Origin of the sequence: Salinisphaera aquimarina, from assembly GCF_042643355.1 — a bacterium.
GTDB classification, from domain to species: domain Bacteria; phylum Pseudomonadota; class Gammaproteobacteria; order Nevskiales; family Salinisphaeraceae; genus Salinisphaera; species Salinisphaera aquimarina.
The window spans coordinates 13,626-40,394 of record NZ_JBHRSS010000005.1 but is presented as its reverse complement, the minus strand read 5'-3'; the positions used below and the strand labels follow the sequence as shown (position 1 = coordinate 40,394).

Genomic DNA, 26,769 nt, shown 5'->3' with positions numbered 1-26,769 from the left:
TGGGCAAGCACGACAATGCAGCAAGCAACCGAGAGCGAGCCAACGCTTCCGCGTTGGGCCAAGGTCATCGATCAGACGTCCTGTATTGGCTGCCATGCCTGCACGACAGCCTGCAAATCGGAAAATGACGTACCTGTCGGTGTCTCGCGGACCTACGTTAAATCTGCCGATGTCGGTGAATTTCCCGACGCACGTCGGGCATTCCAGGTCACGCGTTGCAACCAGTGCGAGGACTCGCCTTGTACGACAGCTTGTCCGACCGGCGCCATGCACAAGCGGCCCGATGGGATCGTTGATTTCAACAAGGATATCTGCATCGGTTGTAAAGCCTGCATCGCCGCATGTCCCTACGATGCGATCTTTATAAATCCAGAAGACAATTCCGCTGAAAAGTGCAATTTTTGCGCGCACCGAATTGATTCTGGCCTGGAGCCCGCTTGTGTCACCGTTTGTCCAACCCAGTCGATTTTCGTCGGCGATCTGAATGATCCGGACTCGCGCGTGACTCAAGCGGTCAGCCGCGATGTAGTAATGGTCCGCAAGCCGGAGAAACAAACCCGCCCCAAGTTGTTCTACAAGGGCGCCCATCAGGCTACCCTGGATCCGTTGGCGGCCACGCGACCTGCAGGGGGCAATTTCGCTTGGGCTCAGCAGGCCCGGGATAGCGATATTGTTCCCTCTGGTCACCCCACTCGGGGTACGTCGTCCGCCGCAGCCAAGCTTTCCTACGATCAAGCGCACAGAAGCCCTTGGGATTGGCGCGTCAGCGCTTACACGTGGACCAAAAACGTTGGAAGCGGGATCTATCTGATAACGCTGATGCTGGTGGCCACGGGGTTGATGGACGCGGGCAATCCACTGTGGCGTTGGGTCGCGCCGGTGGGTGGCGGTTTCTTTGTTGCGCTGACGTGCTTGCTGCTGGTTGCTGATCTATCCCATCCGTTTCGGTTCTGGATGATCTTCTGGAGGCCGCAATGGGATAGCTGGCTCGTCAAGGGCGGCGTGATTCTGGTGGCCTACAGCGCGCTTCTGGCTGGCCATTTCGCATCGAGTATTTACGGGGCGACCTGGATCAGCGTCTGGTTGATGTGGCCCGGTGTCGTGCTCGCCATACTCAGCTCGATTTATACGGCCTTCCTGTTTGGCCAGGCCAAGGCGCGCGATCTGTGGCAAAACCCGCTGCTTGCGCCTCATTTGCTGGTGCAGTCCATTGCGGCGGGCGCGGCGATTGTCGTGCCGTTTGCCATGGGGTTTGCGCCGGACGCGGTGCAGGTACTGCTGTGGTGGACCGGTGGAGCGACGCTGGTGCACTTGGGCTTCGTGGCGGCTGAAGTCGCATCGCCGGCGCCGACTGCTCACTCGGAGCTGGCGCTCCACGAGATGACCAAGGGGCGCTTCAAGCAGTTCTTCGTGGCCGGCGTCCTGCTGTCGGTAATCGGACTGTCCGCGCCCTGGTTGGGCGTGACGGCATGTCTGTTCGCGTTCCTGGGGCCACTGGCCTACGAACATGCTTTCGTGCAGGGCGGCCAGTCCGTCCCGCTGGCCTAGGCATATTGCTGCGAGGACTTGTGATGAAACCGTCCAGCTGGATCAAGTCTCTTAATCAGCGCGTATCGGCGCTGCGCCAGGACACCGAGAGCCGCGGGGAAACGTTCTACGCCGGCGCCAGCCGTATCAGTCTGGCGAGTTTTCCGCCCAAGGAACACTGGGATGACTGGATTTCTCTCGAGCCAGTGAGCGGAACGGGCAAGCGCAAGGAAACGCACTACATGCTGGTGCCGACCACCTGCTTCAACTGCGAGTCCGCCTGCGGCTTATTGGCCTATGTCGATAAAAATAGCCTCGAGGTTCGCAAGTTCGAGGGCAATCCGGAGCATGCCGGGTCCCGCGGGCGCAATTGCGCCAAGGGGCCGGCCACGATAAATCAGATCACCGACCCGGATCGCATTCTGTATCCGCTCAAGCGTGCCGGCAAGCGCGGCGAAGGCCAATGGACGCGGGTCACTTGGGATGAAGTGCTGGATACTTTTGCAGCGCGCATTCGAAAGGCGCTGGTGGAAAAACGCCATCGCGAAATTATGTATCACGTCGGCCGTCCGGGAGAGGATGGATTCACCGAAGACATTCTCAAGGCCTGGGGCGTGGACGGCCACAATTCGCATACCAACATCTGCTCATCGGGTGGTCGTGCGGGAGTACAGTACTGGATGGGCTACGATCGCCCCAGCAATGACTTCGCCAATGCCGAAGTCATTCTGCTCACCAGCTCACATCTGGAAGCCGGACATTATTTCAATCCGCACGCACAGCGGATCATGGAGGCCAAGAAGCGCGGCGCGCGGCTGATTGTGGTCGATGTGCGTATGTCTAATACGTCAACGCACGCCGATCACTGGATCTCGTCCTATCCTGGTAGCGAAGCTGCGATCTTTCTATCCATCGCGCGCCATCTCATCGTGACCAAACGCTATAACCGTGAGTTCGTGCGGCGCTGGTGGAACTGGCACGAGTACATGAGCGTCGAGCGGCCGAATGAACCCGATACGTTTGAGGCATTCGAAGCAGCGTTGGCTGAGATATACGCCGAATACACGTTCGACTATGCCGCCGCGGAATCGCAGGTGCCGGCGGCCAAGCTCGAGGCGGTGGCCGAGACGGTGGCGGGTGCCGGTACCCGGTTGTGTACCCAGAACTGGCGTTCCGCCGCAGCGGGTAATCTCGGGGGGTGGCAGGTGTCACGCACGCTGTTCATGCTCAATGCGTTGATGGGAGCGATTGGGACCAAGGGCGCCACCTATCCCAACGGCTGGAACAAGTTCGTGTCAAAACGACCATTTTCAGCCGGTCATCCCGATCATTGGAACGAGTTGACCTTCCCGAAGGAATACCCGTTGGGCATGAACGAGATGTCGTTTCTGTTACCTCACTTCATGAAAGAGGGCCGGGGATTCATCGACACGTATTTCACCCGTGTATACAACCCGGTGTGGACAAACCCAGGCGGCTTTGACTGGGTGGAAATGCTGTCCGACGAAAAGCAGATTGGCCTGCACGCCGCATTGACCCCGACGTGGAGCGAAACCGCGTATTTCGCTGACTATGTGTTGCCGATGGGGCATTCGTCGGAGCGTCATGATGTGGTCTCTACCGAGACACACAATGGACAGTGGGTCGCATTTCGTCAGCCAGTGCAGCGCGCGGCTCGGGAGCGTCTCGGCGAAAAGATCACGGATACCCGGCAGGTTAATCCCGGTGAGGTCTGGGAAGAAAACGAGTTCTGGCTCGAACTGACCTGGCGTATCGATCCGGACGGTGAGCTGGGTATCCGCCGATATGTAGAGTCCAAGACCACGCCCGGCGAGCGTATCTCTCTCGACGAATATTACGGCTGGATATTCGAAAACTCCGTGCCGGGATTGCCCGAAAAGGCAGCGGCGGAGGGGTTGACGCCGCTGGCATATATGCGCCGTTATGGAAGCACGCAAGTCGGCGAAGGTGCTGATCGGTTGTACGACCGCGAAGTGGACCCAGCTGAAATTGCGGACGAGCACACTGATGCGCATGGGCGGGTCTATACGCGTACCGATGCGCCGCCCAATGCAAACGGTGCGCCGACACCAGATCCCGAGCCGGATTCAGAAGGGCGCAGGGCGGTCGGCGTCGAGATCGACGGCGCCATCGTGGCCGGTTTTCCCACGCCGAGCGGGCGACTCGAATTCTATTCTTCGACATTGGCGCAGTGGGGCTGGCCAGAATATGCCTTGCCCACGTATATCAAGAGTCATATCCATCGCGACAAGCTGGACAGTGATCAGATGCCCCTGATTCCGACCTTTCGCCTCCCGACACAGATTCATACGCGCGGCGCCAACGCAAAGTGGCTCAGCGAGCTCGCCCACAACAACCCGGTCTGGGTCCATCCGGACGACGCCACACGTCTTGCCATCCGTGATGGCCAGCGGATTCGTATCGAAACTGAACTCGGCTATTTCGTCGGCGAAGCCTGGGTCACCGAAGGTATTCGACCGGGAGTAGTGGCTTGCAGCCATCATATGGGTCGCTGGCAGTTTACCGGCAGCAATGATCATCACCAGCGCACGATGGAGACAGCGCTCGATCATGCCGGTGATCAATGGTCGCTAAAGCCGTTGGCAAGTAAACAGCCGCTGGCGCCTCAAAGCGAAGCGGACCCTGACAGAAAGCGCGTGTGGTGGACAGCTGTGGGCGTGCATCAGAATCTTACCTTTGGTGTGCATCCCGATCCGGTGTCAGGCCAGCATTGCTGGCATCAGGGTGTGCGTGTTCGTCCGGCCGAGCCGGGTGATGTGCCCGGCCAAATTCATGTCGACATCAGCAAGTCGGATGCCGTGTATCGAGAATGGTTGGCGATGACCCGACCGGCCGATCAGGTGTCTCCTGATGGTACACGCCGCCCGCGTTGGCTTCTGCGTCCGCTTAAACCGACTCGCGAAGCCTCGAAATTACCCGAGGTGTTGTAATGAGCACGTCCGGCGCATCCGCGGATCTGCTGCGGCTATTGGGTGGATTTGTAGAAACGCCCGGCGACGCGCACCGAGGCTGGGCTGCTGCATTAGGCCTGGTTGCGCCAGAATCGCTTGCGGCATGGCGCAAGCGTCACGCGCAGTCGTTCGTCGAACAATGCTACCCATTCGCGTCGGTCTACCTTGGCTCGGAAGGGGCTATCGGCGGAGAAGCGGCTGACCGAGTGGCAGGTTTTCGAGGGCTGTTGGGAGCCAGGATAGACGGCTCGCCAGATGCACTGGCGCCACTGTTGGCCGACTATGCCGCACTGGTCGAGCGCAGCGAGAGCGACCCGCGTGCCCGACATGCACGCAAGGCGATGCTTTGGGAACATCTCCTGTGCTGGTTGATGCCCTTTCTCGACAGTGTCGTGCGAGTCGCGCCGGCGCCATACGCGCCGTGGGCAAGCGTGGTACGCGATGTCTTTTTATGCGAGGCGACACTTCTTGGCGATCCCGGGCGCATGCCGTTGCACTTGCGCGAAGCGCCGATCGCGGATATCGGAAAGCACGCCAATTCGCTGGACGACGTGGCAGGCGGATTACTGGTACCAGTCTGTAGCGGGATCGTGCTGACGCGGCGTGATTTGTCCTGTATTGCCGACGAGTTGGGCGTGGCGATGCACGTAGGCAACCGTCGCCTGCTATTGCGAAGCCTGCTGGAACAGCAGCCAGCGGCAACGCTCCGGCAACTCGCCGATGAGGCCGGTCGTCAAGCGCGTGGCTACGCGCGTGATCGCGCCACGCTGGGTTCAATTTCGGATTTCTGGTCCGAGCGCGCATTGGCCACGGTAGCGGCTATCGACGCCATGGCCGTACAGGTCTCGGCTGCAGCCATCGCCTCGTGAACCTTTGGCGACGGCTATCATCGGTCTATTATCGGGCAGGAGCCAAGGTGTTCATCCCGACGCCGGCACAGGTTCCATGCCAATTATCCTCGGCTCATGAATCGCGTGATCCGCAGTATTCTGGCTTGTTCTTATCGGGGCGATTCCAAGATGAAAGTTGAAAAATCCAATCCCCAGAAAAACCCTGAGCACGAGCCTGATTACCGCTTCACATTGGCCAACGAGCGGACCTTCCTGGCTTGGATTCGAACCGCGCTGGCGTTGCTGGCCGGCGCGGTCGCTATCGTTCACTTGGCGCCGGAATTCACGGTCCCCGGAGCCCGGAAGCTGTTGGCGGGCGTACTCGCGGTCATCAGTATCGCGAGCGTCGCGGGCAGCGCGCTGCGCTGGCATGGTTCACAAAAGGCGATGCGATGTGATGCGCCGCTACCGTCCACACTGATGCCGTGGCTACTGGCATTGGGGGTAGTTGTTGTCGGGCTGCTAGTGCTCGTATTAACCACAGTCTTCGGCGATACCTAGTCGCTGCGTGACTTACGTGCGCGCCAAGGATGCAACTCATGGCGGCCCATTGGAATTGCCGGGGCTCCAGGCTGAAAGAACGGATTTGTCATGGACTCGCAGTAGCCTGGCCTTTCTAGTCAACGGCGCGCTGTTGCTCATCCGCGGCGAAATTTACGCCCCGACGTCGATACATCTTGCTGCCTGTACGATTGCATTCGTTCTCGCCTTTTTCACGATGCTTATGGCCTACCGTCGGCGACGTACCCTCGCCTTGCGGCCGTTGCCCGAAGACCTGGCGTCTCCTGTCGCATTGATGCTTGTCGGCGGCGGTACGGTGATACTGGGCTTGGTGATTCTGATCGTATTGGTAGTCGGTTGAACTGAACCGCACCGTCGAGCGGGCTCATCCCTCCAGCGGGTCCCGATCCAACGCAATTCCGAGCCCCCATACGTTTTCAAACGACGGGCGAGGGCGTGTTGGTTGGACGGTGAAGTAATCACGACAGGGTAGCCAATGTCGTTAAACGAAACTCCTTGATCCCTGTTCTAGGCGGGTAATGCGAGCAGTGCCGAGACCGACAATTATTCTAATAAGTCAGCCCGGCGCATGCCGCCTGTCGCCCAATCCCTCGTCAGATCCGCCTACGCGACGCGGAATGTATCGATGATCGACGTCAGTTGCATGATGCCGGCCTCGATCTTGTCTTCCGAAATGGCTGCGAAGCCTAGTCTCAGGTAATTGCGCGGCGGGTTGTCGGCCATGAAATGGATATTGCCGGGTTCAACAAGGATGCCTTTATCGGCTGCACGCTGGGCTAGCGAAATGGCATCCATGCCGCGCGGGCCGCGTACCCAGAAAGATGTGCCGCCATAGGTCGGTATCCGGGTTACATCGGGCAAGTAGCGGTCTAGCGCGGCCGACATCGTGTGCCATCTCTCATTATAGATTCGTGTGAGCCGATGGACTGCGGTGTCGTGGTAACCACGCGCGAGGAAAAGCGCGACGGTGTGCTGATTGTTACTCGGCGGGTGGCGCAGCATGAGCCGACGCAACGCACGCGCCTCGTGGATGAACGGGGTCGGTGCCACCATATAGCCCATCCGCAGACCTGGTGCGAGTGTCTTGGAAAGGCTGCTGACATAGATGACGCGACTGTTCTCGTCGAGACTCTTCAAAGCAGGAATGGGATCCTTCAGAAAGTTCGTCTCACTCTCATAATCGTCTTCAATAATGATGACGTCGGATGCCTGTGCCTTCGCAAGCAAGGCGCGACGGCGCTCGAGCGACATGGTTACCGTAGTGGGGGATTGGTGACTTGGGGTGACATACACGACGTCGCATTCGTCCATTCGTTCATCGACGACCATGCCCTCGTCGTCCAAGGGAATCGGCACGACACGTGCGCCCGAGGTTTCGAAGATATTGCGCGCATCTACATAGCCGGGGTCCTCGATACCGACGACAATGTTTTCCGACATCAGCAGGTTCGACACGAGATACAGGGAATGTTGCGTTCCCAGCGTTATAAGTATTTCGTCCGGATTGGCCCAAACGCCGCGCTCGGGCAGAACCTTGGTGTGCAGCTGTTCGAGGAGCATCGGGTCATCACCGTCGATGCTGTCACTGAACCATTCCCGGATCGCATGCTTGCTGTTGGCCTCGCGTGAACACTCGCGCCATTCATTGAACGGAAACAGTTCGTGATCGAGTTGGCCATAGATGAACGGATATGGATAATTTCGCCAATCCCTCGGCTTGACGATGTTACGTTGCTGGTCGGGTCGCACCTGCAGTCGCCGGCGCCAGTCAAGCTGGTTCCGGCGCGAGGTGCATTGACGGGCATTCCGACGAATACATGAAGGCTGGAAACTGTCGGCGACGAAATACCCGCTGCGTTCACGCGAATAGAGAAAGCCATCGTCAACCAGTTTTTCGTAGGTCAGCACGACTGTGTTACGCGAAACGGAGAGTTTTCGAGCAAGTTCACGACAGGACGGGATAGGGCTTCCCGGCGGTATATGACCATCACGTATGGCGTGAACCATCATGGTGCGAATCTGTGTCTGCAGACTCTCGTTATCGGACGGTTCAAAATAGAAAAGATGATCTCGCATGCCATCGCTCCGAAAATCTCGGCCGTGAGCGCGTGCGAATTCAACCCCTCACTGACTTGCTGCTAATTGTGATTATTAAGCCAGTGATATCATCGAGTTAACGCATTTTTACAGGTTGCGCTTTCGGCTATTGGATATTGCACCTGTCTGAGTATCGGACAAATTATCTCGCTTTGTAATTAGATTTTTCGAAAGCAATAGTTCGGAAAAATCGAATTCATCTCAATGCCGGTACGGCGCGGGCGGTCGCGACGGTGGACATCTGCAATCCCGGCACGGCGCGGGCCACAGCGAACGAATTCTGTTGTGGAAGTGGACTGGCACGGCATTTTCTAAGTCGCCACGTAGCGCAGGGCGTTACCCGGCCAGACTTCACAACGGTCTAAAAGCTCCAGCGGGAAATCCTTCTCCGCGTCAAACCGCTGGTATTTGCATCACGCGCTGACGAAACGGGGCGAGTAGTCAAATTGTAGCCGCCGGAGCTTGAATGCGACGTATGTATGCGATCTGGCTGACCACAGTACGAAATAACTTTGTCACGGCATCTATAAGGATGCGCGTCGGCACGACTGGTCGCGAATAGTCGGCTGCAACGTAAGCTGCAGGGGTTTTGGCACCACTGAGCGTCTGCAACTGGCACTAACATTATCCGCGAAACGCTTGCTAGCGTCAGATCAAGTCCTGCCAAATTAAAAATCGATTACAAGACACAAGGAGAGCAAGGGTGATAGAAAGCAGACATCGCTTGCGCCATCTTTCTAATTGTGTCGTGCGGCTGTGTTGCGGAAGGCCTGCAGCGGGCTTCTCGTGGCGAGTGTCGTTGGATGTCTACTCTATTAGACACCAGCGGTGTCCTGTGCTGTCAACAGGGTATCGCGGCATGCGTCACCCTAGGAATGAGTCTTAGGATATCAAAGAGGTCGGCTTGCTCGATCTTTGTTACATAGCCACACAATAAAAGCCGAGCTTGATTGGGGGGATAATGCAGCGCAAGGAGCAAAGACTGAGACGTTTCGTGGCCGTTCTCGACCTGCCGGGGATATGGGTTGGCAAGGCGGCCGCCTGGCTCATTCTGCCTATGACCGGCGCACTGGTTTTCGAAGTCATCAGCCGCTATGCATTCGGTCGACCCACAAGCTGGGCCTACGACATGACGTTCATGTTCTACGGTTCCATCTTCATGCTCGCTGCTGCCTATACCCTTGGCCGTGACCAGCATGTGAGAGCCGATTTCCTCTACAACATCCTCCCTGTTCGATGGCAGGGCGCTAGCGATGCGTTCTTCTATTTCTTTTTCTTTTTTCCCGCCATCGGAATCTTCACTTGGCTCACCTATCAGTATGCCTGGCGATCATGGTCGATTGGAGAATCATTGGTCTCCAGTCCGTGGCAGCCGATCATTTACCCGTTCAAGATGGTGATGCCGGTCACCGGCGCATTACTGCTGATCCAGGGTTTATCTGAAACGATCAAGTGTCTGTATTGCGTGGTTACCAACAAGCGCTTCACGGCTGAATCCGAGTGATGTCCGATCCAGCGCTGGGTTTCGCCGGTTTGGGAATGATCGGTATCGCTCTGCTAACGGGCTATCCCATGGCATTCAGTTTTCTGTTTGTCGCCTTGATCGTAGGTTATCTGGGAATAGGCAACCTGGTTTTCTACCTGTTGACGTTCCAGTTCTTCGGAACCATGCGCGACACCACGCTGGCCGCCATCCCGCTATTCCTGTTCATGGGCTACGTGCTCGAACAATCTGGACTCATGGATCGCGTCTTTCGGGCGTTACGTCTGATGCTGTCCGGCCTGAGTGGCTCTCTCTATCTGATCACCCTTCTGGTTGCGATCATCTTTGGGGCGGCTACGGGCATTGTTGGTGCATCGGTCACGATACTCGGTGTGATGGCGGCGCCGGTGATGAAGGAGTCCGGCTACGACACGCGTTTGTCTGCGGGTGCCATTTCGGCGGGCGGCACGCTGGGTATTCTTATCCCGCCGAGCATCCTGTTAATCGTAATGGGCCCGGTCATGGGTGTTCCGGTTACCGATCTGTTCGCGGCCGCCATCGTGCCAGGACTCATGCTGGGTGCGATATATATCCTGTATACCCTGATCCGGTGCTGGATCAATCCAAAGCTCGGCCCGCCACTGATAGGTGCGGAAGCGGAGGTCGGGCCCGCAGCGAAAGCCCGGGAGTTCTTTGCCGGCGTGTTTCCGGTCGCGATGATCATCGTCGCGACGCTTGGCGTAATCCTGGCCGGAATCGCCACACCGACCGACGCGGCGGCGACCGGTTCATTCGCATCCCTGGTTTTGGCGCTGAGCTATCGCAGCCTGAATTTTTCTCAGTTCAAGACGGCGGTCTTCCGGACAGCGCTAACCACCAGTTTCATCATGTTTTTGCTGGTCTCAGCGAACTTCTTCGGTGCGGTGTTCTCGCGGCTCGGTAGCGACAAAGTGCTTACGGAATGGCTGCTGAATCTGCCGTTGACGGGCACATCGATGCTGGTACTCATGTTGGCTATCGTGTTTGTGCTCGGCTCGCCACTCGAGTGGATTCCGATAGTGCTGGTCGTGGTGCCGATCTTCATGCCAACGGTAACGCATATGGGCGTCGACCCACTCTGGTTCGCCATTCTGGTTGCGGTCACGCTGCAGACATCATGGCTCACGCCGCCGATGGCGCTATCGTCCTACTTTCTCAAGGGCGTCGTGCCGAGCTGGCGAATGGGCGATATCTATGCCGGCCAAGTCCAGTTCATCGTTCTGCAACTGGTCGTCGTTGGCCTGCTTATGGCTTTTCCCGGCATCGTCGGTTGGCTCCCGTCGCTTATCGATAACTGACGCCTGTCGAAAGCGATGCAAGAAAATAGAAGAGGGAAACGAGGTACTTAAAGGCTGCGTTCGAGATATGAATCAATAACAAGACTGAATGCGAAAAGAGGGAAAGTAACCATGAACGTTAGGCAAATAACCACCACGATAACGATTCTGATGAGTTTTCTGGTCGCCGTGCCTGCATGGGCCCAGGATCAGAAAGTCTACGACATGCGGATACAGACCGCCGTGCCATCGGCTAGTCTTTTCTACAAACTTCTGGAACAGATGTCCGCAAACGTGGACACCATGTCCAACGGCCGATTGAAGATCGACGTGCTGCCGGCAGGTGCGGTCGTGCAACCGTTCGAGCAGTTGGATGCTACAGCGCAAGGCCTCGTCGAGGGGTGCTTTGCATGGGGTAACTACTGGTCGGGCAAGCATCCGGCTTATGTCCTGTTCGCCAACGCACCAGCCAGTACCGGTCTCGATCAGGATGCCATGCTGGCCTGGTACTACCGTGGTGAAGGCGAGAAGCTCTATAACGAGCTTGACCAGGAAATCATGGGCCTCGACCTGAAACCGTTTATTATCCAGCCTATCGGACCGGATCCGCTGGGTTGGTTCAAGAGTCCTATCAATAGCCTCGCAGACTTCAAAAAAATGAAGTATCGGTCGCCACCCGGCATCGCCGGCCAGACGTACAAGGAAATGGGTGTGTCCGCCGTATCATTGCCCGCGGCCGAAATCGTGCCGGCTGCACAGCGTGGCGTCATTGACGGGGCGGAATGGACCAGCCCTTCGGACGATCTGAATCTCGGCCTCGACAAGATCTGGAAGAACTATTATCTACAGGGTCTGCATCAACAGACCGACATGGGTGAACTGCAGGTCAACAAGACTTTCTGGGACAGCCTGCCCAAGGATCTACGGGCGATTTTCCGCAGCGCGGTCCAGGCACAGGTCTCAGAAACGTTACAGGCGAATATCGACGCCAACTCCCAAGCGCTTCAAGAAATGGAGGCAGAGGGCGTGAAGGTGCACGATACGCCGGACGAGTACTATCCCGCGTTCATCAAGGCGCAGAACAAGATTACTGCCGAATACGCAAAGAAAAACAAGTTCTTCAAAAAAGTACTTGATTCTCAGATTGCGTACGCCAAGAAAATCTATCCGTATCGCTCTCAGATACTAGAGCTGTATACCAACCTTGTTAACACCGCGCACGAAGAACAGTCCGCCCGCTGAGACTCAGCGAATTAAGTCGACTCGGGACAGGCGCTAGCGCGCCTGTCCCGCCGCCTGCGCTGTTGTTGCCATTGATCATAAACGTCATCCGGCTCAGCCGGATTACAGGCTCGGAACTGTGCAACTGCGCGCCTAAGTCGTGACGACCCAAGCGGGCGGTGGTTTTGGGCATATCGATCTGCCTGTCCATGCGTACGGATACGAGGCGCATAGTGCATTGGCGACGAGCTCTTAAACCTGAGCCATACGATATTCAGTGGCTCGGTTGATGTTTGCATAGACGCTCGTCTTTCAACATGTGGCGGGCGAGGCCGCCCGACAGCCCGCATAGGTCGTGGTACGGCAGGCGCGGCGATGTCGATATGCCTGGAGTCAGAGCCACGGCCCGACTTGCCTGGTCCTAGACGCGTGATTGAATCTCATAATTGACGAGCTCCGCGCAGGCTGAGACGTGGCCGCATGGCGTGACCCAGTTTCCACGGCCATCATCGTTCAGCTATTCGAAACCATCCGCAGACACGGCTTAGGGGCCGTTCCTGCGCTCTGGTTTGACTCGCCTTGGCCCTAAAATCCATCCGCAGTTGGCACTAACGATGGCCGAATTCGACTTGCTAGTTTCAGAATCAGGCAAGTCGATTGTTTTAAATAACGATAAGTAAAACAGAAATTTGCGAAAAGAGGAGTAGAAATGACTGCTCAAGCATCGTCTGAAGCATCGCCCGTCGCTGAAACGCCCGAATATGTGTCGGGCCTCATCCGAAAAGCCCGTGACGCGATGGCGGTATTTGCCAATGCCGACCAGGCGAGAGTCGACGAGGCGGTTATCGCAGCTGCCTGGTCTCTATACAAGCCGGACCGGGCGAAGGCGCTCGCCCGGAAGGCCGTCGATAGCACTGGTATCGGCAAGACCGAAAGCAAGGTCATCAAGAATCAGCGCAAGACATTCGGCGCGTTGCGCGATCTCTTGCGGGTCAAGAGTGTCGGCGTAATCGAAGAGCTACCCGATCTCGGCCTGGTGAAATATGCCAAGCCGGTGGGCGTTGTGGTGGCGGTTACGCCGTCGACCAATCCGTCGGCAACTCCCGTTAACAAGATAATGTTCGCGCTCAAAGGGCGCAACGCCATAATCATTGCGCCCTCACCGGCGGGGCGTGAGGTGACCACCGAAACTATCGACGTGGTCCGTGCCGAGTTGGGCAAGATCGGTTTGCCACAGGATCTTGTCCAGGTGCCGGACGCGCCGCCGTCCAAGCCGTTGACCGCAGAATTGATGAAACAGGCCGATCTCGTGGTTGTCACCGGCTCGCAGAATAATGTCCGTCAGGCCTACAGGAGCGGCACGCCCGCGATCGGTGTCGGTGCCGGTAACGTGCCTGTGATCATCGACGAGAGCGCCGAGCTCGACGCTGCGGCGGACAAGATCTGCGCATCTAAAATTTTCGACAACGCCACCTCCTGCTCCTCGGAAAATTCGGTAGTTATTGTCGATTCCATTTACGACGATGCGATTGCCGCGTTGGAGAAAAGTGGCGGTTATCTGGCGAGCGCGTTCGAAAAGGATGCCATCCAGGATGTGCTCTGGCGCGACGGCAAACTCAACCGCGATATTATTGCGCGTGACGCACCGATCGTGGCCGAGCGGGTGGGGCTCAGCGGTAAGGCGCGTGACGCCAAATTTTTCATGGTCGAGGATGAGGGCGCCGGCCCCGATCATCCGTTCTCAGGCGAGAAGCTGTCACTGGTCCTGACTGTGTACAGAGCCCGTGACTTCGACGACGCCTGCCGCATCGTGCGCGATGTGCTCGAGTTCCAGGGTAAAGGCCACTCCTGCGGTATTCACACCCAGGACATCGGCCATGCCGAGCAACTCGCTGAAACCACCGACGTCGTACGCGTACTCGTAAACCAGGCGCACACCTTCGGTAACGGCGGTAGTTTCGATAATGGCCTGAATTTTACTCTGAGTATGGGCTGCGGAACCTGGGCTGGGAACAGTATCAGCGAGAACCTGAACTACCGAAATTTCATCAACATCACTCACCTGGTCCAGACCATTCCAGCAGACGAACCGAGCGAGCAAGAATTGTTCGGTGCGTACTGGTCTCGGTACGGGAAATAAGGAGAGCTGATATGGATTTTGTCGAGTACGCGGGCAAGCAGATACTTGCCGAAGCAGGGCTGCCCATTCCGCAGGGTATTTACTGTCGAACTGCGGAGGAGGCGGCGGCGGCAGTCGACCGGCTCGGGCCCAGTGCGATCAAGGCGCAGGTGCCGATCGGCAAACGGGGCAAGGTAGGTGGCATAAAACTGGTGGACGATGCGGACGCGGCTCGCGCTGCAGCTGCCAGCATATTGTCGATGCAGATCGGTGAATATGATGTCGCTGGTTTGCTGGTGGAACAGAAGGCGCCGATTCGCCGTGAATTCTATGCCGCCGTGATGAACGACATGAGCGCGTGTTCACCTCTGGTGTTGTTCTCCGCCGAGGGCGGCATGGATATCGAGGAGCTGGCGGACGCTAGACCCGAGGCCATTTGTCGTATTCCAGTCGATATCGAGCAGGGGCTGGCTCGATCCCAAGTGGTTGCAGCGCTGACTGGTATGCAGCTTGATGGGTGCGTCGATGCCATCGCCGATCTACTCGCGCGGCTCTACGATGTCTATCTGGAGCGCGACGCTGAGCTGGTTGAAATCAACCCGCTGGTACTGCTGGAAGACGACAGTCTGGTAGCACTCGACTGCAAGCTGCGGATCGACGATGCCGCGGCGTATCGGCAGGGCGACTATGTCGCGCGCAGTACACCCGAGCCGTGCAGCACTCTGGAGGCTCGCGGCGCCGACCTTGGTTTCAAGTTCATTGAACTCGACGGCGAAGTCGGCCTGTTGGCTAACGGCGCCGGCCTGACCATGACCACCATGGACGTGATCAGTCATGCCGGTGGCCGACCGGCCAACTTTCTGGAGATTGGCGGAGAGGCCTATACCAAGGCCACGCCGGCACTGGAATTAGTGCTGTCGAACCCTCGCGTCAAGAGTCTGATAGTGAATTTCTGTGGCGCCTTTGCTCGCACCGACGTCATGACCGAAGGGGTCATCGAGGCTTGGGAAACGCTCAATCCTCAGGTGCCGGTTTTTTTCTCGATCCATGGGACAGGCGAGGACGAAGCCGTGGAGTTGCTGCAAGCGCGCCTCGGTATTACGCCATATGACCGCATGGAAGACGCCGTCCAGGCCGCAGTGGAGGCAGCGCAATGATTCTCGAAAAACAACATCGGGTATTGGTCCAGGGCATCACCGGTCGCCAGGGCAGGTTCTGGACCGAACGCATGCAGGAATGTGGTACGCAGATCGTGGCCGGGGTCAACCCCAAGCGAGCCGGTGAAACCTGCTGCGACGTTCCGGTATTTGCATCCGCGCGTGCGGCGGTCGACGAAGTCGGACCGATCGACGTGTCGGTGATGTTCATCCCGCCAGCGGCAGCTCTTGGTGCGGCCATCGATGCGATCGAAGGCGGCGTGAGAATGATCGTGGTGCTCACCGAGCACATCCCTTCCCAGGATGTCATGCGAATTCATGCGGCCGCGCGCCAATACGGCACCCGCATCATCGGCCCAAATACAGCTGGGATTGTTACGCCCGGCCAAGCGTTTGCCGGGATCATGCCAGCCTTCAACGGTCGTATTTTCCAGCCTGGCGATGTCGGTGTGATATCGCGCAGTGGCAGCCTCGGAACGCTCATTTGTTTGAATCTGGTGAACGCCGGTCTTGGCCAGTCCGCATTCCTGGGGGTCGGCGGCGATCCCATGCTCGGCACCACAACGGCACAAGCTTTCCAAGCCCTCGACGCGGACGTACGTACGAACGCAATCGTGATCGTCGGCGAGATCGGTGGTGCCATGGAAGAGCAAGCCGCTGAAGCCGTCGAGCGAAGCAGCAAGCCGGTGGTGTCGTTCATTACCGGCCGTGCATCGCCTCCGGGCAAGAAGATGGGCCACGCCGGCGCCATTGTCATGGGTAACCAAGGCAGCTATCACTCCAAGCGCAGCAGTCTTGAGGCCGCAGGCGCGCGGGTGGTCGATACCCCGGGCGAGATCGCCGTGGCCTTGCAGGACGCCATCGCGACGCTTCATGCATAACGCCGCCTAATACACAAGGAGGGCCAATACACGCAGGCGAGCGCAGAGCGCCGGGCGGACGAACGAGAAATAATTGGATCGGTGACGTCCTGGACGGATGCCGGCCGAGGAGAAAGCCGTTGCCCTTTCTAGACTATCTTCCAGAACTGTTCACGTGGTGGAACATGACGATGCTCATCGGCGGAACCGTCGGTGGCCTGCTGTTGGGCGCTGCGCCCGGCTTGAGTCCCACCATGAGTGTTGCGTTGCTGATTCCGTTCACTTTCGCGATGGATCCGGCCGCCGGCCTGATCCTGCTGGGCGCCGTGTACACCGCGACGGTGGCGGGTGGTGCAGTGAGCGCCATCCTCGTCAATATTCCGGGCGCTCCGGCCAATATTGCGACTCTGTTTGACGGCAATGCAATGGCCAGGCAGGGCCGCGCGACAGAGGCATTGCACTACTGCTTCATTGCTTCGGGTATCGGTGGCATCTTCGGCGTGCTGCTGCTCATGTTCTTCACCCCGATGCTGGCCGAATTCGCGTTGAGGTTCGGGCCCAGCGAACTATTCTGGATGGCCGTGCTCGGTATTACCGTGATCGGTTCACTCGGCGCCAAATCCACGCTGCGGGGGCTGTTCGCCGGCGCCTTTGGCGTGTGGTTGTCCACGATTGGCTACGATCCGGTACTCGGTGTGCCCCGTTTCGTGCTGTTTCCCGATATGGCGGGCGGCATCAACATCATCGCCGCTCTTATTGGACTGTTCGCAATACCCGAGGTGCTCGCCCTGCTGTCTCGAGCGCGCGCAAGAGATCAAATAACCACCTACGAGATGTCGCAACACAGCGTCTGGACTTCATTACGTGGCTGTGTGAAGCGCATCCGGGCACTGACCATCGGCACCATCGTCGGTAGTTTCGTGGGCCTGATTCCGGGTGCGGGTGGTCAAATCGCCGGGCTGGTTGCATATGACCAGACACGCCGGTTCAGTCCGTATCGCGACCGTTTCGGTCAAGGTGAGCCTGCCGGCGTCATCGCTGCCGAAAGTGCCAATAATGCAATGGTGGGGCCCTCGCTGGTGCCGCTTCTCACCCTGAGCATACCGGGCAGTCCGACCGCTGCAGTGCTGCTAGGCGGGCTGCTGATTCACGGGCTCTTTCCGGGGCCGGATCTGTTCACCAAGCATGCGGAAGTGACCTGGGTCTTCATCGACTCGCTGCTTCTGGCGCAGGTGGTGATGGTGATCGCCGGACTGTATCTGTCTCGCTTCAGTTACTACATCACGCGCATTCCCGCCGAATACATGGCCGCTGGCGTGATGGTGTTGGCGGTATTCGGTACGTACAGCGTCCAGAACAGTTTTCCGGACGTGTTGTGGATGATGGGGCTGGGCGTGGCCATGTATTTTTTCGACAAGGCCGGCTTCAGTGCCGCGCCTCTCGTGCTCGGCATTATTCTGGGCCCGATCGCCGAAACCAACTTCGTCCAGGGCCAGATGGTGTCGATGAGCTCCGGCGGCACCTTGCCGTATTTCTTCACCGGCACGCTTAATTTGATCATGATCGGATTGTGCGTGGTTTCGGTGGCATACAGCCTGTTCGGCGAGATAAAACCGAAAAATCAGCCGCAGCAGGAGGTGATGAATGAGAGTCAGTAAATTGAATCTGGCCGTCAATACCGGCTGCCTGGGTTTGTCTGCCGCACTCCTGTACTTGTCTTTCAACGGCGAGATGCCGCGCGCCTATCTGTTCCCGAAGATAATATCCGGTTCGATGCTGTTGCTGGCCATAGCTATCGCCCTGAGCGAATGGCGCCGGGTCGCCACGCCCGCGGAGGAACTGATATCCAAAGTCCCGTGGGCCAAGGTATTCCCGGCGCTAATGATTACTGGCGCGTATCTATTACTCCTGAACAGACTGGGTTTCTATACCAGTTCCCTGCTGATGTTCTTCGCAGTTGTGGTGATCTATACGCCGGAGAATCGACGGCTTAGGCGTGTCCTGATGCCGGCGATTATCGCTATCGGTTTCATGGCATTCGTGTATCTGGTTTTCGCCAAGTTACTGCAGGTGCTGCCGCCAACCGGAAGTCTAATGTAGACGCCTCAATTATATAAATAAATATGTGCGAAAGGAGAAGTGAAATGGCTATTCGGAATAGAAAAATCGACAGAATCTTACGCTATACGCTGGTGTCGTTTGTCGCTGCCATTGGTTTTGCTGCCAGTGCGGCTGTTGGAGCGGCATCCTATCCTGACCATACGATCAAGATGACGGTGACCTATCCGCCGGGGGGCGCAACCGACTTCCAGGCGCGCATTGCCACGGAACAGGCCAAGAAGTACCTGGGCCAATCGATCGCCATCGTGAACAAGCCCGGTGCGGGCGGGCAGATTGGCTGGAACGAGTTCGTACGTTCGGCCGAGCCCGATGGCTACGAACTGTCCACGTACAACGTGCCCAGCTTCATAGCCCAGGCCATCAAGTTTCCGTCGAATCAGTTCGGCGTCGACAAAATGGAACCGGTCGCGAACTGGGGGGCGGACCCGGCAGTGCTCATCGTGCCGAAGGACAGTGATCTGAAGACGATTGACGACTTCGTAAAGTTTGCCAAGGAAAACCCCAACAGGATCACGGTGTCCGGAGCAGGTCTGTATACGGGCCATCAGATCGCCACGCTGCAATTGCAGAAAGCGGCGGGCATCAAACTGAACTACATACCCACCAAGGGTGGGGTGCCCGCGTTGCAGTATGTGATCGGCAAGAAGGTCATGGCAGGGTTCAACAACATGTCGGATGCGTATCGCAGCCGTGATCGACTCCGGGTGCTGGCGATCGCCGACACGGCGCGCAGCAAGAAATATTTTCCTGACGTGCCGACGTTCAAGGAATCGGGTCTGGATGTGGACGCTTCGAGTGTCAACCTGCGCGGCGTGATGGCGCCCAAGGGGACGCCGGAAAAGATTCTCGATCAGCTCAGCGACGGGTTCCAGAAGATGTTCAACGACCCTGAAACCGTCAAAAAGATGGAGGCTGGCGGGGCGCCGATCCGAGTTATGGACCGCCAGCAGGTCAGCGACCTTTGGCACAAGCGCGAAACGCTGGTGAAGGCTCTGATCGCAGATCAATAGCAGAAATGGAGGCCGGTATACGGAGCCGGATAGCAAATATTCATGTCGAGTTCTCAATGTTTTGATTTTGTCATTGTCGGGGCTGGGTCCGCGGGCTGCGTGCTGGCCCGTCGGCTTGCAGAAACCGGGCGCTACTCGGTTCTTCTCATGGAAGCTGGAGGTCGGGACAGCTATCCCTGGATCCATGTGCCGATCGGGTACGGCAAGACGATGTTCAATCGCAAAGTTAACTGGGGTTACTCGACAGAAGCCGATCCGAATATCAATGACCGCACTGTGTACTGGCCTCGTGGCAAGGTTCTTGGCGGATCCAGCTCTATCAACGGCCTGATATATGTGCGTGGCCAGGCCGAAGACTACGACGACTGGCACGCCAGAGGTTGTGACGGTTGGAGCTATGAGGACGTGCTGCCCTATTTTTTACGCGCCGAGGATCAGGCCCGAGGTGATGACCGGTATCACGGGGTCGAGGGCCCGCTTGCGGTGTCGGACGTTGGCGAACCCAATCGTCTCTGCGACGCCTTTATCGGCTCCGGCGAAGCGATCGGGATACCACGTAACAACGACTTCAACGGCGCTACTCAAGAGGGCGTCGGCTATTTTCAGCTTACGGTGAAAAACGGCCGCCGCTGTAGTACGGCGTCGGGCTACCTCAAACCTGTGGCGAGCCGGAAGAATCTCGAGATAATGACCCACACCTTGTGTAGCCGAGTTGAGTTCCGTGACCGGCGCGCGGTGGGTGTTCACTACACTCGCGCGGGCAGGAATGGTTTTGTGGGCGCCCGCCACGAGGTCATTCTTGCGGGAGGCGCCATTAACACGCCGCAGATACTCGAACTGTCCGGGATCGGCCCCGAGCAGGTGCTGGCCGAACAGAATATCGAGCCGGTAAGTATTTCCGAAGAGGTCGGCCAAAATCTCAGCGATCATCTTCAGGCGCGCCTGATCTATAAATGTTCCGAGCCGATCACCACGAATGATGACCTGAACAGTTTCGTTCGCAAGATGGGCATCGGATTACGTTATGTGTTGTCTCGCAAAGGCCCACTGGCCGTCGGCATCAATCAGGCTGGAGGGTTCGCGCGCAGCGGCGCCGACGTCGAGCGGCCGGATATCCAGTTCCACTTTGGAACGCTCAGTTCCGATCGTCCGGGCTCGCCCGTTCACCGCTTTTCCGGCTTTACCCTTTCGACTTGTCAGCTACGCCCGGAAAGCAGGGGTTCGGTGCATATACGGTCGACGGACCCCAGCGTCTACCCGCAGATCAGGGCGAATTATCTGGCGACTGAGATGGATCGCCGAATCATGGTCGATGGCGTAAAACTCGGTCGGCGTCTTGCCGCAGCCGCACCGTTATCGGGCTATATCACCGAGGAATACGCGCCCGGGATGGACGTGCAGAGCGATGAAGCGCTGCTGGATTTCGTCCGTGACGACGCGACGACCATCTTTCATCCGACCGGAACGTGTCGCATGGGTCCCGACGCAGAAGCTGTCGTCGATATGCGTCTGCGTGTTCGTGGCGTGGACGCACTGCGTGTAATCGATGCGTCGATCATGCCGTCCATTGTGTCCGGAAATACCAATGCGCCGGTGATAATGATTGCCGAAAAAGGTGCCGACATGATCCTCGAAGACGTCGACAAGCAGCAGTTCTGTCGCGACATCGCCTGATACCGATCGCTGTGTGCGATGCCTTCTCGGAACAGCAGCGCGGGGGGCCTTGGATATCCCAGCACAGCGAGACCGCGAAGTCGGTGGTGACCGGCGTTCAGCAGTCGCTATCCGGTCCCGACGAACAGGCACGCGCCGGCTCGAATCCGTTTATTGGCCTCTAGCCCGCATTGCGTACCCGGCGGGAGCTCGCCGGTTCGCGAGTGGCAAACAAGGCGAACCATGATTCCTAGTCTGATAAAAGGAAGATAGATGGAGACTGATTCTTACACGCCGGATCCCCAGAGCATAAGAAAGGTTGCCATTGCGAGCGTGATCGGCGCCACCATCGAGTGGTACGACTTTTTTCTCTACGGCATCGTGGCTGGGCTGGTATTCAACGTACAGTACTTTCCAGGCCATGATCCGCTGGTCAATACCATGTTGGCCTATGCGACTTTTGCTGTTGGGTTCATAGCGCGGCCGCTTGGCGGCCTGATCTTCGGCCATTTCGGTGACAAGGTCGGTCGCAAAAGTATGCTGGTGATCACCCTGACCATGATGGGGATCGCCACATTCCTGATCGGTCTGTTACCCAATTACGCGACCATAGGTATCTGGGCGCCAATACTACTGCTCATCCTGCGCATCGTGCAGGGCCTGGCGGTTGGTGGCGAGTGGGGAGGCGCGGTGCTCATGACCTATGAGTCCGCACCTCGTCACAAACGCGGGTACTACGGGAGCCTGCCGCAAATTGGCCTGGCTATCGGTTTGTGTCTGGGCTCGGGCGTGACCGGCCTGCTCTCTCTATCCCTAACTGACACCGCATTCCTGGCGTGGGGGTGGCGAATCGCCTTTCTATTGAGCGGCTTTCTGATCTTCACAGGTCTTTATATTCGGCTCAAGGTCATGGAGTCGCCGCAATTCGAGCAGGCGAAAAAGAGTGGTCGCGAGATCAAAGTGCCATTTGCGGAATTGCTGCGTCGTCATCCTAAAAACATCGTGTTGGGAATGGGGGCACGCTACATCGATGGTGTGGTTTTCAATGTGTATGCGGTATTCGCTATTTCATATTTGACGTCGCAACTTCATCTGTCACGAACGATGGTGCTCGGCGGCGTGTTCGCGGCAGCGTTGATCATGGCGTTCACAATTCCTTATTTCGGCGCGCTCTCCGATCGCCATGGGCGGCGCAAGGTATACGGCGTTACCTCGATCGTATGCGGTATCGCCAGCTTTGGAACGTTCATGGTATTTCAGGCCACCGCCAATCCGCTGTGGATATGGCTGGCGATCATTCTGCCTTTCGGTATCGCCTATGCAGGTGTATACGGGCCTGAAGCTGCCTTGTTCTGCGAGCTTTTCGATACCGAGGTGCGCTATAGCGGTGTGTCATTTGTCTATCAGTTCTCAGGCATATTCGCCAGCGGTCTGACCCCGTTGATCGCCACGGCACTGCTTGACCTGGGTGGTGGCAACCCATGGCTGATTGCGACCTACACGCTCGTCGTTGCGGTAATCAGTGCGATTTCGGTCTATATGATGAAAGAGGTGGTAATGGAGCGGGGATCGTAATCGTGTCGTTTGAAGTTGGCCGATTCGCGTTCGGCACATGTAGCCCCGGCCATCGCGAGAGCCCTCGATATTCGAGATTCCGGCCCGTGGCTTGGTTCATGAAAATGCAATTTCCGCGCCTAGACACCGGGTGCATGAATGCTGGGCTATTTTTCGGTGATCTCGTTCGCGGTCATTGGCCGTTGTTGTCGTGATCGCGGCGGTTTGCGCGAGTTGGGATGGGCTGCCCGCGCACCACGCCACTTCCGGGGCCCAGCCACTTGTGATTGTCAGCTAATGCGTTGTCCAGACAGCCAGACATTGGGCACGCGGTGGTTGCAAAAGCCAACACGCGCCTGCATCTAGCGCGCGACGCGTGAACAGGCACTGTTATGGCCTGTTTTAGGAATTCGATCGTCGTGGCGTCCTCTTATATAGATATAGCGCTGTCGCCAAGCTCGCTCACATAAGGTGTTTGTGTTCCGCTTCGACGCCGTTCCGCGCCATGGAACCCCTATCGACTGGATGATAAAACAATAGAAAACAACTTGTTTTGCTCTGGTCCAAGCTAAATAACGTTATTGGTCCTACTCGGGGCCATGTGCTCCGCCTAACGTGAATCGTCATCCAGTATCCGCAACGCAAATACCAGCTGCGCGGTGTTCGATTGCAGACATTTACCGCAGGAGGAAAGCCGGCATGGCCGAAATGCAGAATGATCTATCGCCAGAGCAAGTGCTCAAGGCAGTGTTCGAGGCCTTTAACCGCCACGATGCGGACGGCGTGATGTCGTACATGAGCGACGATATCGTCTTCGAGGCGATCGCGGGAGACCAAGCCTACGGTTCGCGAATCGAAGGGCAAGATGCGGTCAAAGCTGCGTTCGAGGGCGTCTGGGCCAATTTCCCCGATGTGCAGTGGCGCGACGCACGCCATTTTGCCTGCCGCGATCGCGGGGTCTCCGAATGGAGATTCACAGCGACCCAGCCGGATGGGGATGTGATTGAGGCCGACGGCTGCGATCTTTTTCGCTTCATCGACGGCAAAATCGTCGAGAAAAAAGCCTTTCGCAAGAATCGTCCGCCGGTCGCGGCGAAAGCATAGATTCAAGGTTGTACCCGCGCGTCGCGCGGCCCAGATAGTACGGATCGAATCGCAGAGGTGAATCATGGAAAGTCCGGTCCAGAAGTATTCGGACGAAACAACCGCCACGGCGAGCAGTCAGCCCTATGATTCGCGGTATGACCCACTAAAGAGTCATGCACATCCAGGCCAAGGACAGGAATATGCGCCCACTTATTGGGTGGATACCGTGGGCCCGCCGCCTGCGGACGATGGTCCTGTCACAGCTGATCTCGATGCGGATGTCGTGATCATCGGATCTGGTTTTACCGGGCTGGCCTGTGCGATGTACCTGGCAGAAGAGCATGGCATCAAGGCTACGGTTCTTGAGGCCAATCGCAGTATCTGGGGTTGCACGAGCCGCAACGGAGGCCAGGGCCAGAATGCCAGCGGCCGCCTGAAGCGTTCGCAGTGGATCGAGAAATGGGGCAAGGAAACGGCCCTCAAACTCGATGCCGAGTTGCGGATCTCGTTCGATTCATTCCGGACATTGACTCGGGAGATCGATTGCGATGCGCAGCCGGGTGGTCATCTGCATATCGCGCACCGGCCCAAGAAAATGGAGGCATTGCGCGTCGAGGCTAAGGTGATGCGCGAGGTGTTCGGTTACGACGCCACCATCCTAAGCGCCGAAGAACTGCATCGCGATTATGTAGATGATTCGGAAGGATTTGGTGCCTTGCATGAGCCGGATGGCATTGGCGTACATCCGCTCAAGCTTGCACACGGATACATGCGGCGTGCACGTGCAAAGGGCGCTCGCGTGCATCCGGCCAGCCCCGTTGTCGGCATTGAAACCCGTAACGGTGTACATCACGTGCGCACGCCCGGGGGTACGGTGCGTGCACGCGCGGTGGGAATGGCGACTGGCGGCTATACGTCCAACGGTCTGCACCCGAGCCTGGATTCCAAAATCATGCCGGTGCTGTCCAATTCTCTGGTCACGCGTCCGCTGACACCACAGGAACTGGACGCTACGAATTTTCTCACCAAGGAGGTGGTCACCGACAGTCGGACGCTTCGTTTCTATTATCGGTTGTTGCCTGACAACCGTGTGCAGATGGGTAGCCGAGCATCGATTACCGGCAAGGATGCGCCCAACCCAAAGCATCTCCAGGTGCTCATCGATGGCCTGCATCGCAAATTTCCACCGCTCAAGGGCATACAGATCGATTATTCCTGGTGGGGCTGGGTGGACGTGTCACACGACGCGATGCCACGGGTGTTCCAGCCGGATCCCAAGGAGTCAATATTCTATGCCGTGGGTTACGGCGGCAACGGCGTGTCGTTTTCACAGCACGCCGGCCGTCGCATGGCAGAGCGTATCGCGGGTCGGCAGCTGCCGGTTTTCGAACTGCCAATCTACAACTCGCCGCTGGAGTATCCGAACATCTTCAACGCGATCCGTTCGCGTGCATTTGCTCCATTCCGCCGAATTGGACAGCGATCCCTTTATCACTGGTACTACCTGCGTGACGAGAAGTTCTGAGCGTGGCATGCACTTTGCCGATTAGATGATTGGGGCCTCGAGAAACTGACGAGACAGGCAGAGTGGAATTGGCCGCTGTCGAAGTCAGACTGCTGCTAAACGTCGTCTGGCAAAAGCCAGTGAATAACGGCGAAAAAAAGGAGGAGAGGATCATGGAAGAACGTACAACATTGGAAAGAACGCTCAAGCCGCACTGGGTATGGGCGATTGCGTTTGGATCGGCGATCGGCTGGGGCAGTTTTGTGCTGCCGGCGGACTGGATGGGGCAGGCGGGCCCACTCGGCGTGATTATCGGGTTTTCCATCGGCGCCGTACTGATGATGATGATCGGTGTCAGCTATGGCTTTCTGATCAAGATATGCCCGGTGGCCGGCGGCGAATTCTCATACGCTTATCTTGGTTTCGGCCGAGTGCATGCATTCATATGCGGCTGGTTCCTGACCCTCGGGTACATGGCGATCGTGGCGCTCAATGCCTCTGCAATGGCGTTGCTGGCGAAGTTCATCGTGCCCGACATCGCCAATATCGGACTGCTCTACAGCGTAGCGGGTTGGGATGTCTATCTGGGGGAAATCGTGATCGCAAGCCTGGTGCTGATTGTGTTCGCGTGGCTCAATACGCGAGGAGCGAGTCTCTCTGGCAAGACTCAGTTCTTCTTCTGCGTGGTGCTGATCGTTGGCGCGGTACTGGTGACGCTCGGCATGCTGTTCTCGCCGCAGACTTCGTTCAGCAACCTGGAACCCTTGTTCAAGCCGGGGGTGCCGGCATGGTCGGCTATTGCCGCCATCGTGGCGATTGCACCGTGGGCCTTTGTGGGCTTCGATAATATTCCCCAGGCCGCAGAGGAGTTCGACTTTGCACCGTCGAAGGCGTTCATGCTGATCATTATTGCTCTCGCGATGGCAGCAGTTCACTATTCGATTCTCATCATTGCCACCGGGTTGGCAATGCCGTGGACCGATTTGGTCAGCCAAGGCTCGATATGGGGAACGGGTGACGCAATTCAGAGCGTGCTCGGTAGTGTCGGTCTTGGAGTGCTCGCCCTTGCGGTCTGCATGGGCATCTTCACCGGGCTCAACGGTTTCTATATATCGTCGAGTCGGCTGATGTTCGCGATGAGCCGTGCCCGGATTCTGCCGCCGGTGTTCGGGAAGCTTCATCCCACGCATCGGACGCCGACTGCCGGCATCGTGTTCACCTGTGTGATCTGCCTGTTCGCACCGTGGTTCGGCCGAGATGTACTGCTCTGGATCGTCGACATGTCGGCCACGGGCGTCACGATCGCGTACTTCTACACCTGCGCCGCGGCGTACAGGTGCTTCAAGTGGACGCCCGATAGCCCGGGCCTTGACTACGAGGGGTGCGTATCGCCGGCCAGAAAGGTGCTCTCCCTGATTGGTGCCTTGAGCGGGTTGTCCTTTCTGGGGCTGCTGCTCATCCCGGGATCGCCGGGTTTCCTCAGTGAACCGTCATGGATTGCGCTGGGACTGTGGGCGGCGCTCGGTGTCGTGTTTTATGGCGTGTACGGTCGGGCATACCAAGCCGTGCCCAAGGCGGAACTCGACCATTTGATTCTCGGAGATCGAGCGCCCTAGACGAAGCGTACACCTTTGCCTGGAAGACTCGTGTGCAAGT

At 57.7% G+C, this 26,769-nt stretch carries 20 protein-coding genes; 19 read left to right on the top strand and 1 reads right to left on the bottom strand.

All coding sequences use genetic code 11. The features are described 5' to 3' along the window. Positions 1-15 precede the first annotated feature (15 nt). The 5 genes from ACFOSU_RS12450 (at position 16) to ACFOSU_RS12430 (ending at position 6,272) form a co-directional block, all read left to right on the top strand. Entirely contained in the window at positions 16-1,548 is a 1,533-nt protein-coding gene (locus tag ACFOSU_RS12450; RefSeq protein WP_380690088.1) for a 4Fe-4S dicluster domain-containing protein, read from the top strand. A gap of 23 nt (positions 1,549-1,571) precedes the next feature. Next, positions 1,572-4,499, top strand: a complete 2,928-nt coding sequence (locus ACFOSU_RS12445; RefSeq protein ID WP_380690086.1) for a molybdopterin-dependent oxidoreductase — start codon at positions 1,572-1,574, stop codon at positions 4,497-4,499. Continuing rightward, the gene (locus ACFOSU_RS12440; RefSeq protein WP_380690084.1) at positions 4,499-5,389 is read left to right on the top strand and encodes a hypothetical protein; all 891 of its coding nucleotides are present in this window, start codon (positions 4,499-4,501) and stop codon (positions 5,387-5,389) included. Before ACFOSU_RS12445 ends, ACFOSU_RS12440 begins: the two co-directional genes overlap by 1 nt. Before the next feature lie 150 nt (positions 5,390-5,539). After that, entirely contained in the window at positions 5,540-5,911 is a 372-nt protein-coding gene (locus ACFOSU_RS12435; RefSeq protein WP_380690178.1) for a YidH family protein, read from the top strand. A 7-nt stretch (positions 5,912-5,918) separates the two neighbouring features. Continuing rightward, on the top strand, positions 5,919-6,272 hold the full coding sequence (locus ACFOSU_RS12430) for a DUF202 domain-containing protein (RefSeq protein ID WP_380690082.1): 354 nt from the start codon (positions 5,919-5,921) through the stop codon (positions 6,270-6,272). A gap of 263 nt (positions 6,273-6,535) precedes the next feature. Here the strand turns inward: ACFOSU_RS12430 and pdxR are convergent, their stop codons facing one another. Next, positions 6,536-8,008: a MocR-like pyridoxine biosynthesis transcription factor PdxR gene (gene pdxR, locus ACFOSU_RS12425; RefSeq protein ID WP_380690080.1), complete on the bottom strand. Its 1,473-nt coding sequence runs from the start codon at positions 8,006-8,008 to the stop codon at positions 6,536-6,538. A gap of 1,015 nt (positions 8,009-9,023) precedes the next feature. Here pdxR and ACFOSU_RS12420 point away from each other — a divergent pair. The 14 genes from ACFOSU_RS12420 (at position 9,024) to ACFOSU_RS12355 (ending at position 26,729) form a co-directional block, all read left to right on the top strand. Next, the gene (locus ACFOSU_RS12420) at positions 9,024-9,533 is read left to right on the top strand and encodes a TRAP transporter small permease subunit (RefSeq protein WP_380690078.1); all 510 of its coding nucleotides are present in this window, start codon (positions 9,024-9,026) and stop codon (positions 9,531-9,533) included. After that, the gene (locus tag ACFOSU_RS12415; RefSeq protein ID WP_380690076.1) at positions 9,533-10,849 is read left to right on the top strand and encodes a TRAP transporter large permease; all 1,317 of its coding nucleotides are present in this window, start codon (positions 9,533-9,535) and stop codon (positions 10,847-10,849) included. Before ACFOSU_RS12420 ends, ACFOSU_RS12415 begins: the two co-directional genes overlap by 1 nt. A 150-nt stretch (positions 10,850-10,999) precedes the next feature. Beyond that, positions 11,000-12,070, top strand: coding sequence for a TRAP transporter substrate-binding protein (locus ACFOSU_RS12410; RefSeq protein WP_380690074.1), 1,071 nt, complete (start codon positions 11,000-11,002; stop codon positions 12,068-12,070). Between the two features lie 688 nt (positions 12,071-12,758). Then, positions 12,759-14,189: an acylating sulfoacetaldehyde dehydrogenase gene (sauS, locus tag ACFOSU_RS12405; protein WP_380690072.1), complete on the top strand. Its 1,431-nt coding sequence runs from the start codon at positions 12,759-12,761 to the stop codon at positions 14,187-14,189. Positions 14,190-14,200: 11 nt separating this feature from the next. After that, complete coding sequence (locus tag ACFOSU_RS12400) at positions 14,201-15,325, top strand: succinate--CoA ligase subunit beta (RefSeq protein ID WP_380690070.1); 1,125 nt, start codon at positions 14,201-14,203, stop codon at positions 15,323-15,325. Continuing rightward, the gene (locus ACFOSU_RS12395) at positions 15,322-16,206 is read left to right on the top strand and encodes a succinate--CoA ligase subunit alpha (RefSeq protein ID WP_380690068.1); all 885 of its coding nucleotides are present in this window, start codon (positions 15,322-15,324) and stop codon (positions 16,204-16,206) included. The genes ACFOSU_RS12400 and ACFOSU_RS12395 overlap by 4 nt, the downstream gene beginning before the upstream one ends. Positions 16,207-16,325: 119 nt before the next feature. Then, complete coding sequence (locus tag ACFOSU_RS12390; protein ID WP_380690066.1) at positions 16,326-17,843, top strand: tripartite tricarboxylate transporter permease; 1,518 nt, start codon at positions 16,326-16,328, stop codon at positions 17,841-17,843. Further along, the gene (locus tag ACFOSU_RS12385; RefSeq protein WP_380690064.1) at positions 17,830-18,285 is read left to right on the top strand and encodes a tripartite tricarboxylate transporter TctB family protein; all 456 of its coding nucleotides are present in this window, start codon (positions 17,830-17,832) and stop codon (positions 18,283-18,285) included. The genes ACFOSU_RS12390 and ACFOSU_RS12385 overlap by 14 nt, the downstream gene beginning before the upstream one ends. Positions 18,286-18,329: 44 nt before the next feature. After that, positions 18,330-19,316, top strand: a complete 987-nt coding sequence (locus ACFOSU_RS12380; protein ID WP_380690062.1) for a tripartite tricarboxylate transporter substrate binding protein — start codon at positions 18,330-18,332, stop codon at positions 19,314-19,316. 42 nt (positions 19,317-19,358) lie between these two features. Continuing rightward, complete coding sequence (locus ACFOSU_RS12375) at positions 19,359-20,990, top strand: GMC family oxidoreductase (protein ID WP_380690060.1); 1,632 nt, start codon at positions 19,359-19,361, stop codon at positions 20,988-20,990. A 252-nt stretch (positions 20,991-21,242) separates the two neighbouring features. Continuing rightward, positions 21,243-22,544, top strand: coding sequence for an MFS transporter (locus ACFOSU_RS12370; protein ID WP_380690058.1), 1,302 nt, complete (start codon positions 21,243-21,245; stop codon positions 22,542-22,544). 678 nt (positions 22,545-23,222) lie between these two features. After that, on the top strand, positions 23,223-23,627 hold the full coding sequence (locus tag ACFOSU_RS12365) for a nuclear transport factor 2 family protein (RefSeq protein WP_380690056.1): 405 nt from the start codon (positions 23,223-23,225) through the stop codon (positions 23,625-23,627). A 64-nt stretch (positions 23,628-23,691) separates the two neighbouring features. Then, a complete protein-coding gene (locus tag ACFOSU_RS12360) occupies positions 23,692-25,134 on the top strand; it encodes an NAD(P)/FAD-dependent oxidoreductase (RefSeq protein WP_380690054.1) in 1,443 nt (480 codons plus the stop codon). A gap of 152 nt (positions 25,135-25,286) precedes the next feature. Then, the gene (locus ACFOSU_RS12355; RefSeq protein ID WP_380690052.1) at positions 25,287-26,729 is read left to right on the top strand and encodes an APC family permease; all 1,443 of its coding nucleotides are present in this window, start codon (positions 25,287-25,289) and stop codon (positions 26,727-26,729) included. Positions 26,730-26,769 lie beyond the last annotated feature (40 nt).

Bases quoted from the DNA above. Each gene is read 5' to 3' on its own strand.
- ACFOSU_RS12450 (WP_380690088.1), top strand. From the start codon at position 16: ATGCAGCAAGCAACCGAGAGCGAGCCAACGCTTCCGCGTTGGGCCAAG.
- ACFOSU_RS12445 (WP_380690086.1), top strand. From the start codon at position 1,572: ATGAAACCGTCCAGCTGGATCAAGTCTCTTAATCAGCGCGTATCGGCG.
- ACFOSU_RS12440 (WP_380690084.1), top strand. From the start codon at position 4,499: ATGAGCACGTCCGGCGCATCCGCGGATCTGCTGCGGCTATTGGGTGGA.
- ACFOSU_RS12435 (WP_380690178.1), top strand. From the start codon at position 5,540: ATGAAAGTTGAAAAATCCAATCCCCAGAAAAACCCTGAGCACGAGCCT.
- pdxR (WP_380690080.1), bottom strand. From the start codon at position 8,008: ATGCGAGATCATCTTTTCTATTTTGAACCGTCCGATAACGAGAGTCTG.
- ACFOSU_RS12415 (WP_380690076.1), top strand. From the start codon at position 9,533: ATGTCCGATCCAGCGCTGGGTTTCGCCGGTTTGGGAATGATCGGTATC.
- ACFOSU_RS12410 (WP_380690074.1), top strand. From the start codon at position 11,000: ATGAGTTTTCTGGTCGCCGTGCCTGCATGGGCCCAGGATCAGAAAGTC.
- sauS (WP_380690072.1), top strand. From the start codon at position 12,759: ATGACTGCTCAAGCATCGTCTGAAGCATCGCCCGTCGCTGAAACGCCC.
- ACFOSU_RS12400 (WP_380690070.1), top strand. From the start codon at position 14,201: ATGGATTTTGTCGAGTACGCGGGCAAGCAGATACTTGCCGAAGCAGGG.
- ACFOSU_RS12395 (WP_380690068.1), top strand. From the start codon at position 15,322: ATGATTCTCGAAAAACAACATCGGGTATTGGTCCAGGGCATCACCGGT.
- ACFOSU_RS12385 (WP_380690064.1), top strand. From the start codon at position 17,830: ATGAGAGTCAGTAAATTGAATCTGGCCGTCAATACCGGCTGCCTGGGT.
- ACFOSU_RS12380 (WP_380690062.1), top strand. From the start codon at position 18,330: ATGGCTATTCGGAATAGAAAAATCGACAGAATCTTACGCTATACGCTG.
- ACFOSU_RS12375 (WP_380690060.1), top strand. From the start codon at position 19,359: ATGTCGAGTTCTCAATGTTTTGATTTTGTCATTGTCGGGGCTGGGTCC.
- ACFOSU_RS12370 (WP_380690058.1), top strand. From the start codon at position 21,243: ATGGAGACTGATTCTTACACGCCGGATCCCCAGAGCATAAGAAAGGTT.
- ACFOSU_RS12365 (WP_380690056.1), top strand. From the start codon at position 23,223: ATGGCCGAAATGCAGAATGATCTATCGCCAGAGCAAGTGCTCAAGGCA.
- ACFOSU_RS12360 (WP_380690054.1), top strand. From the start codon at position 23,692: ATGGAAAGTCCGGTCCAGAAGTATTCGGACGAAACAACCGCCACGGCG.
- ACFOSU_RS12355 (WP_380690052.1), top strand. From the start codon at position 25,287: ATGGAAGAACGTACAACATTGGAAAGAACGCTCAAGCCGCACTGGGTA.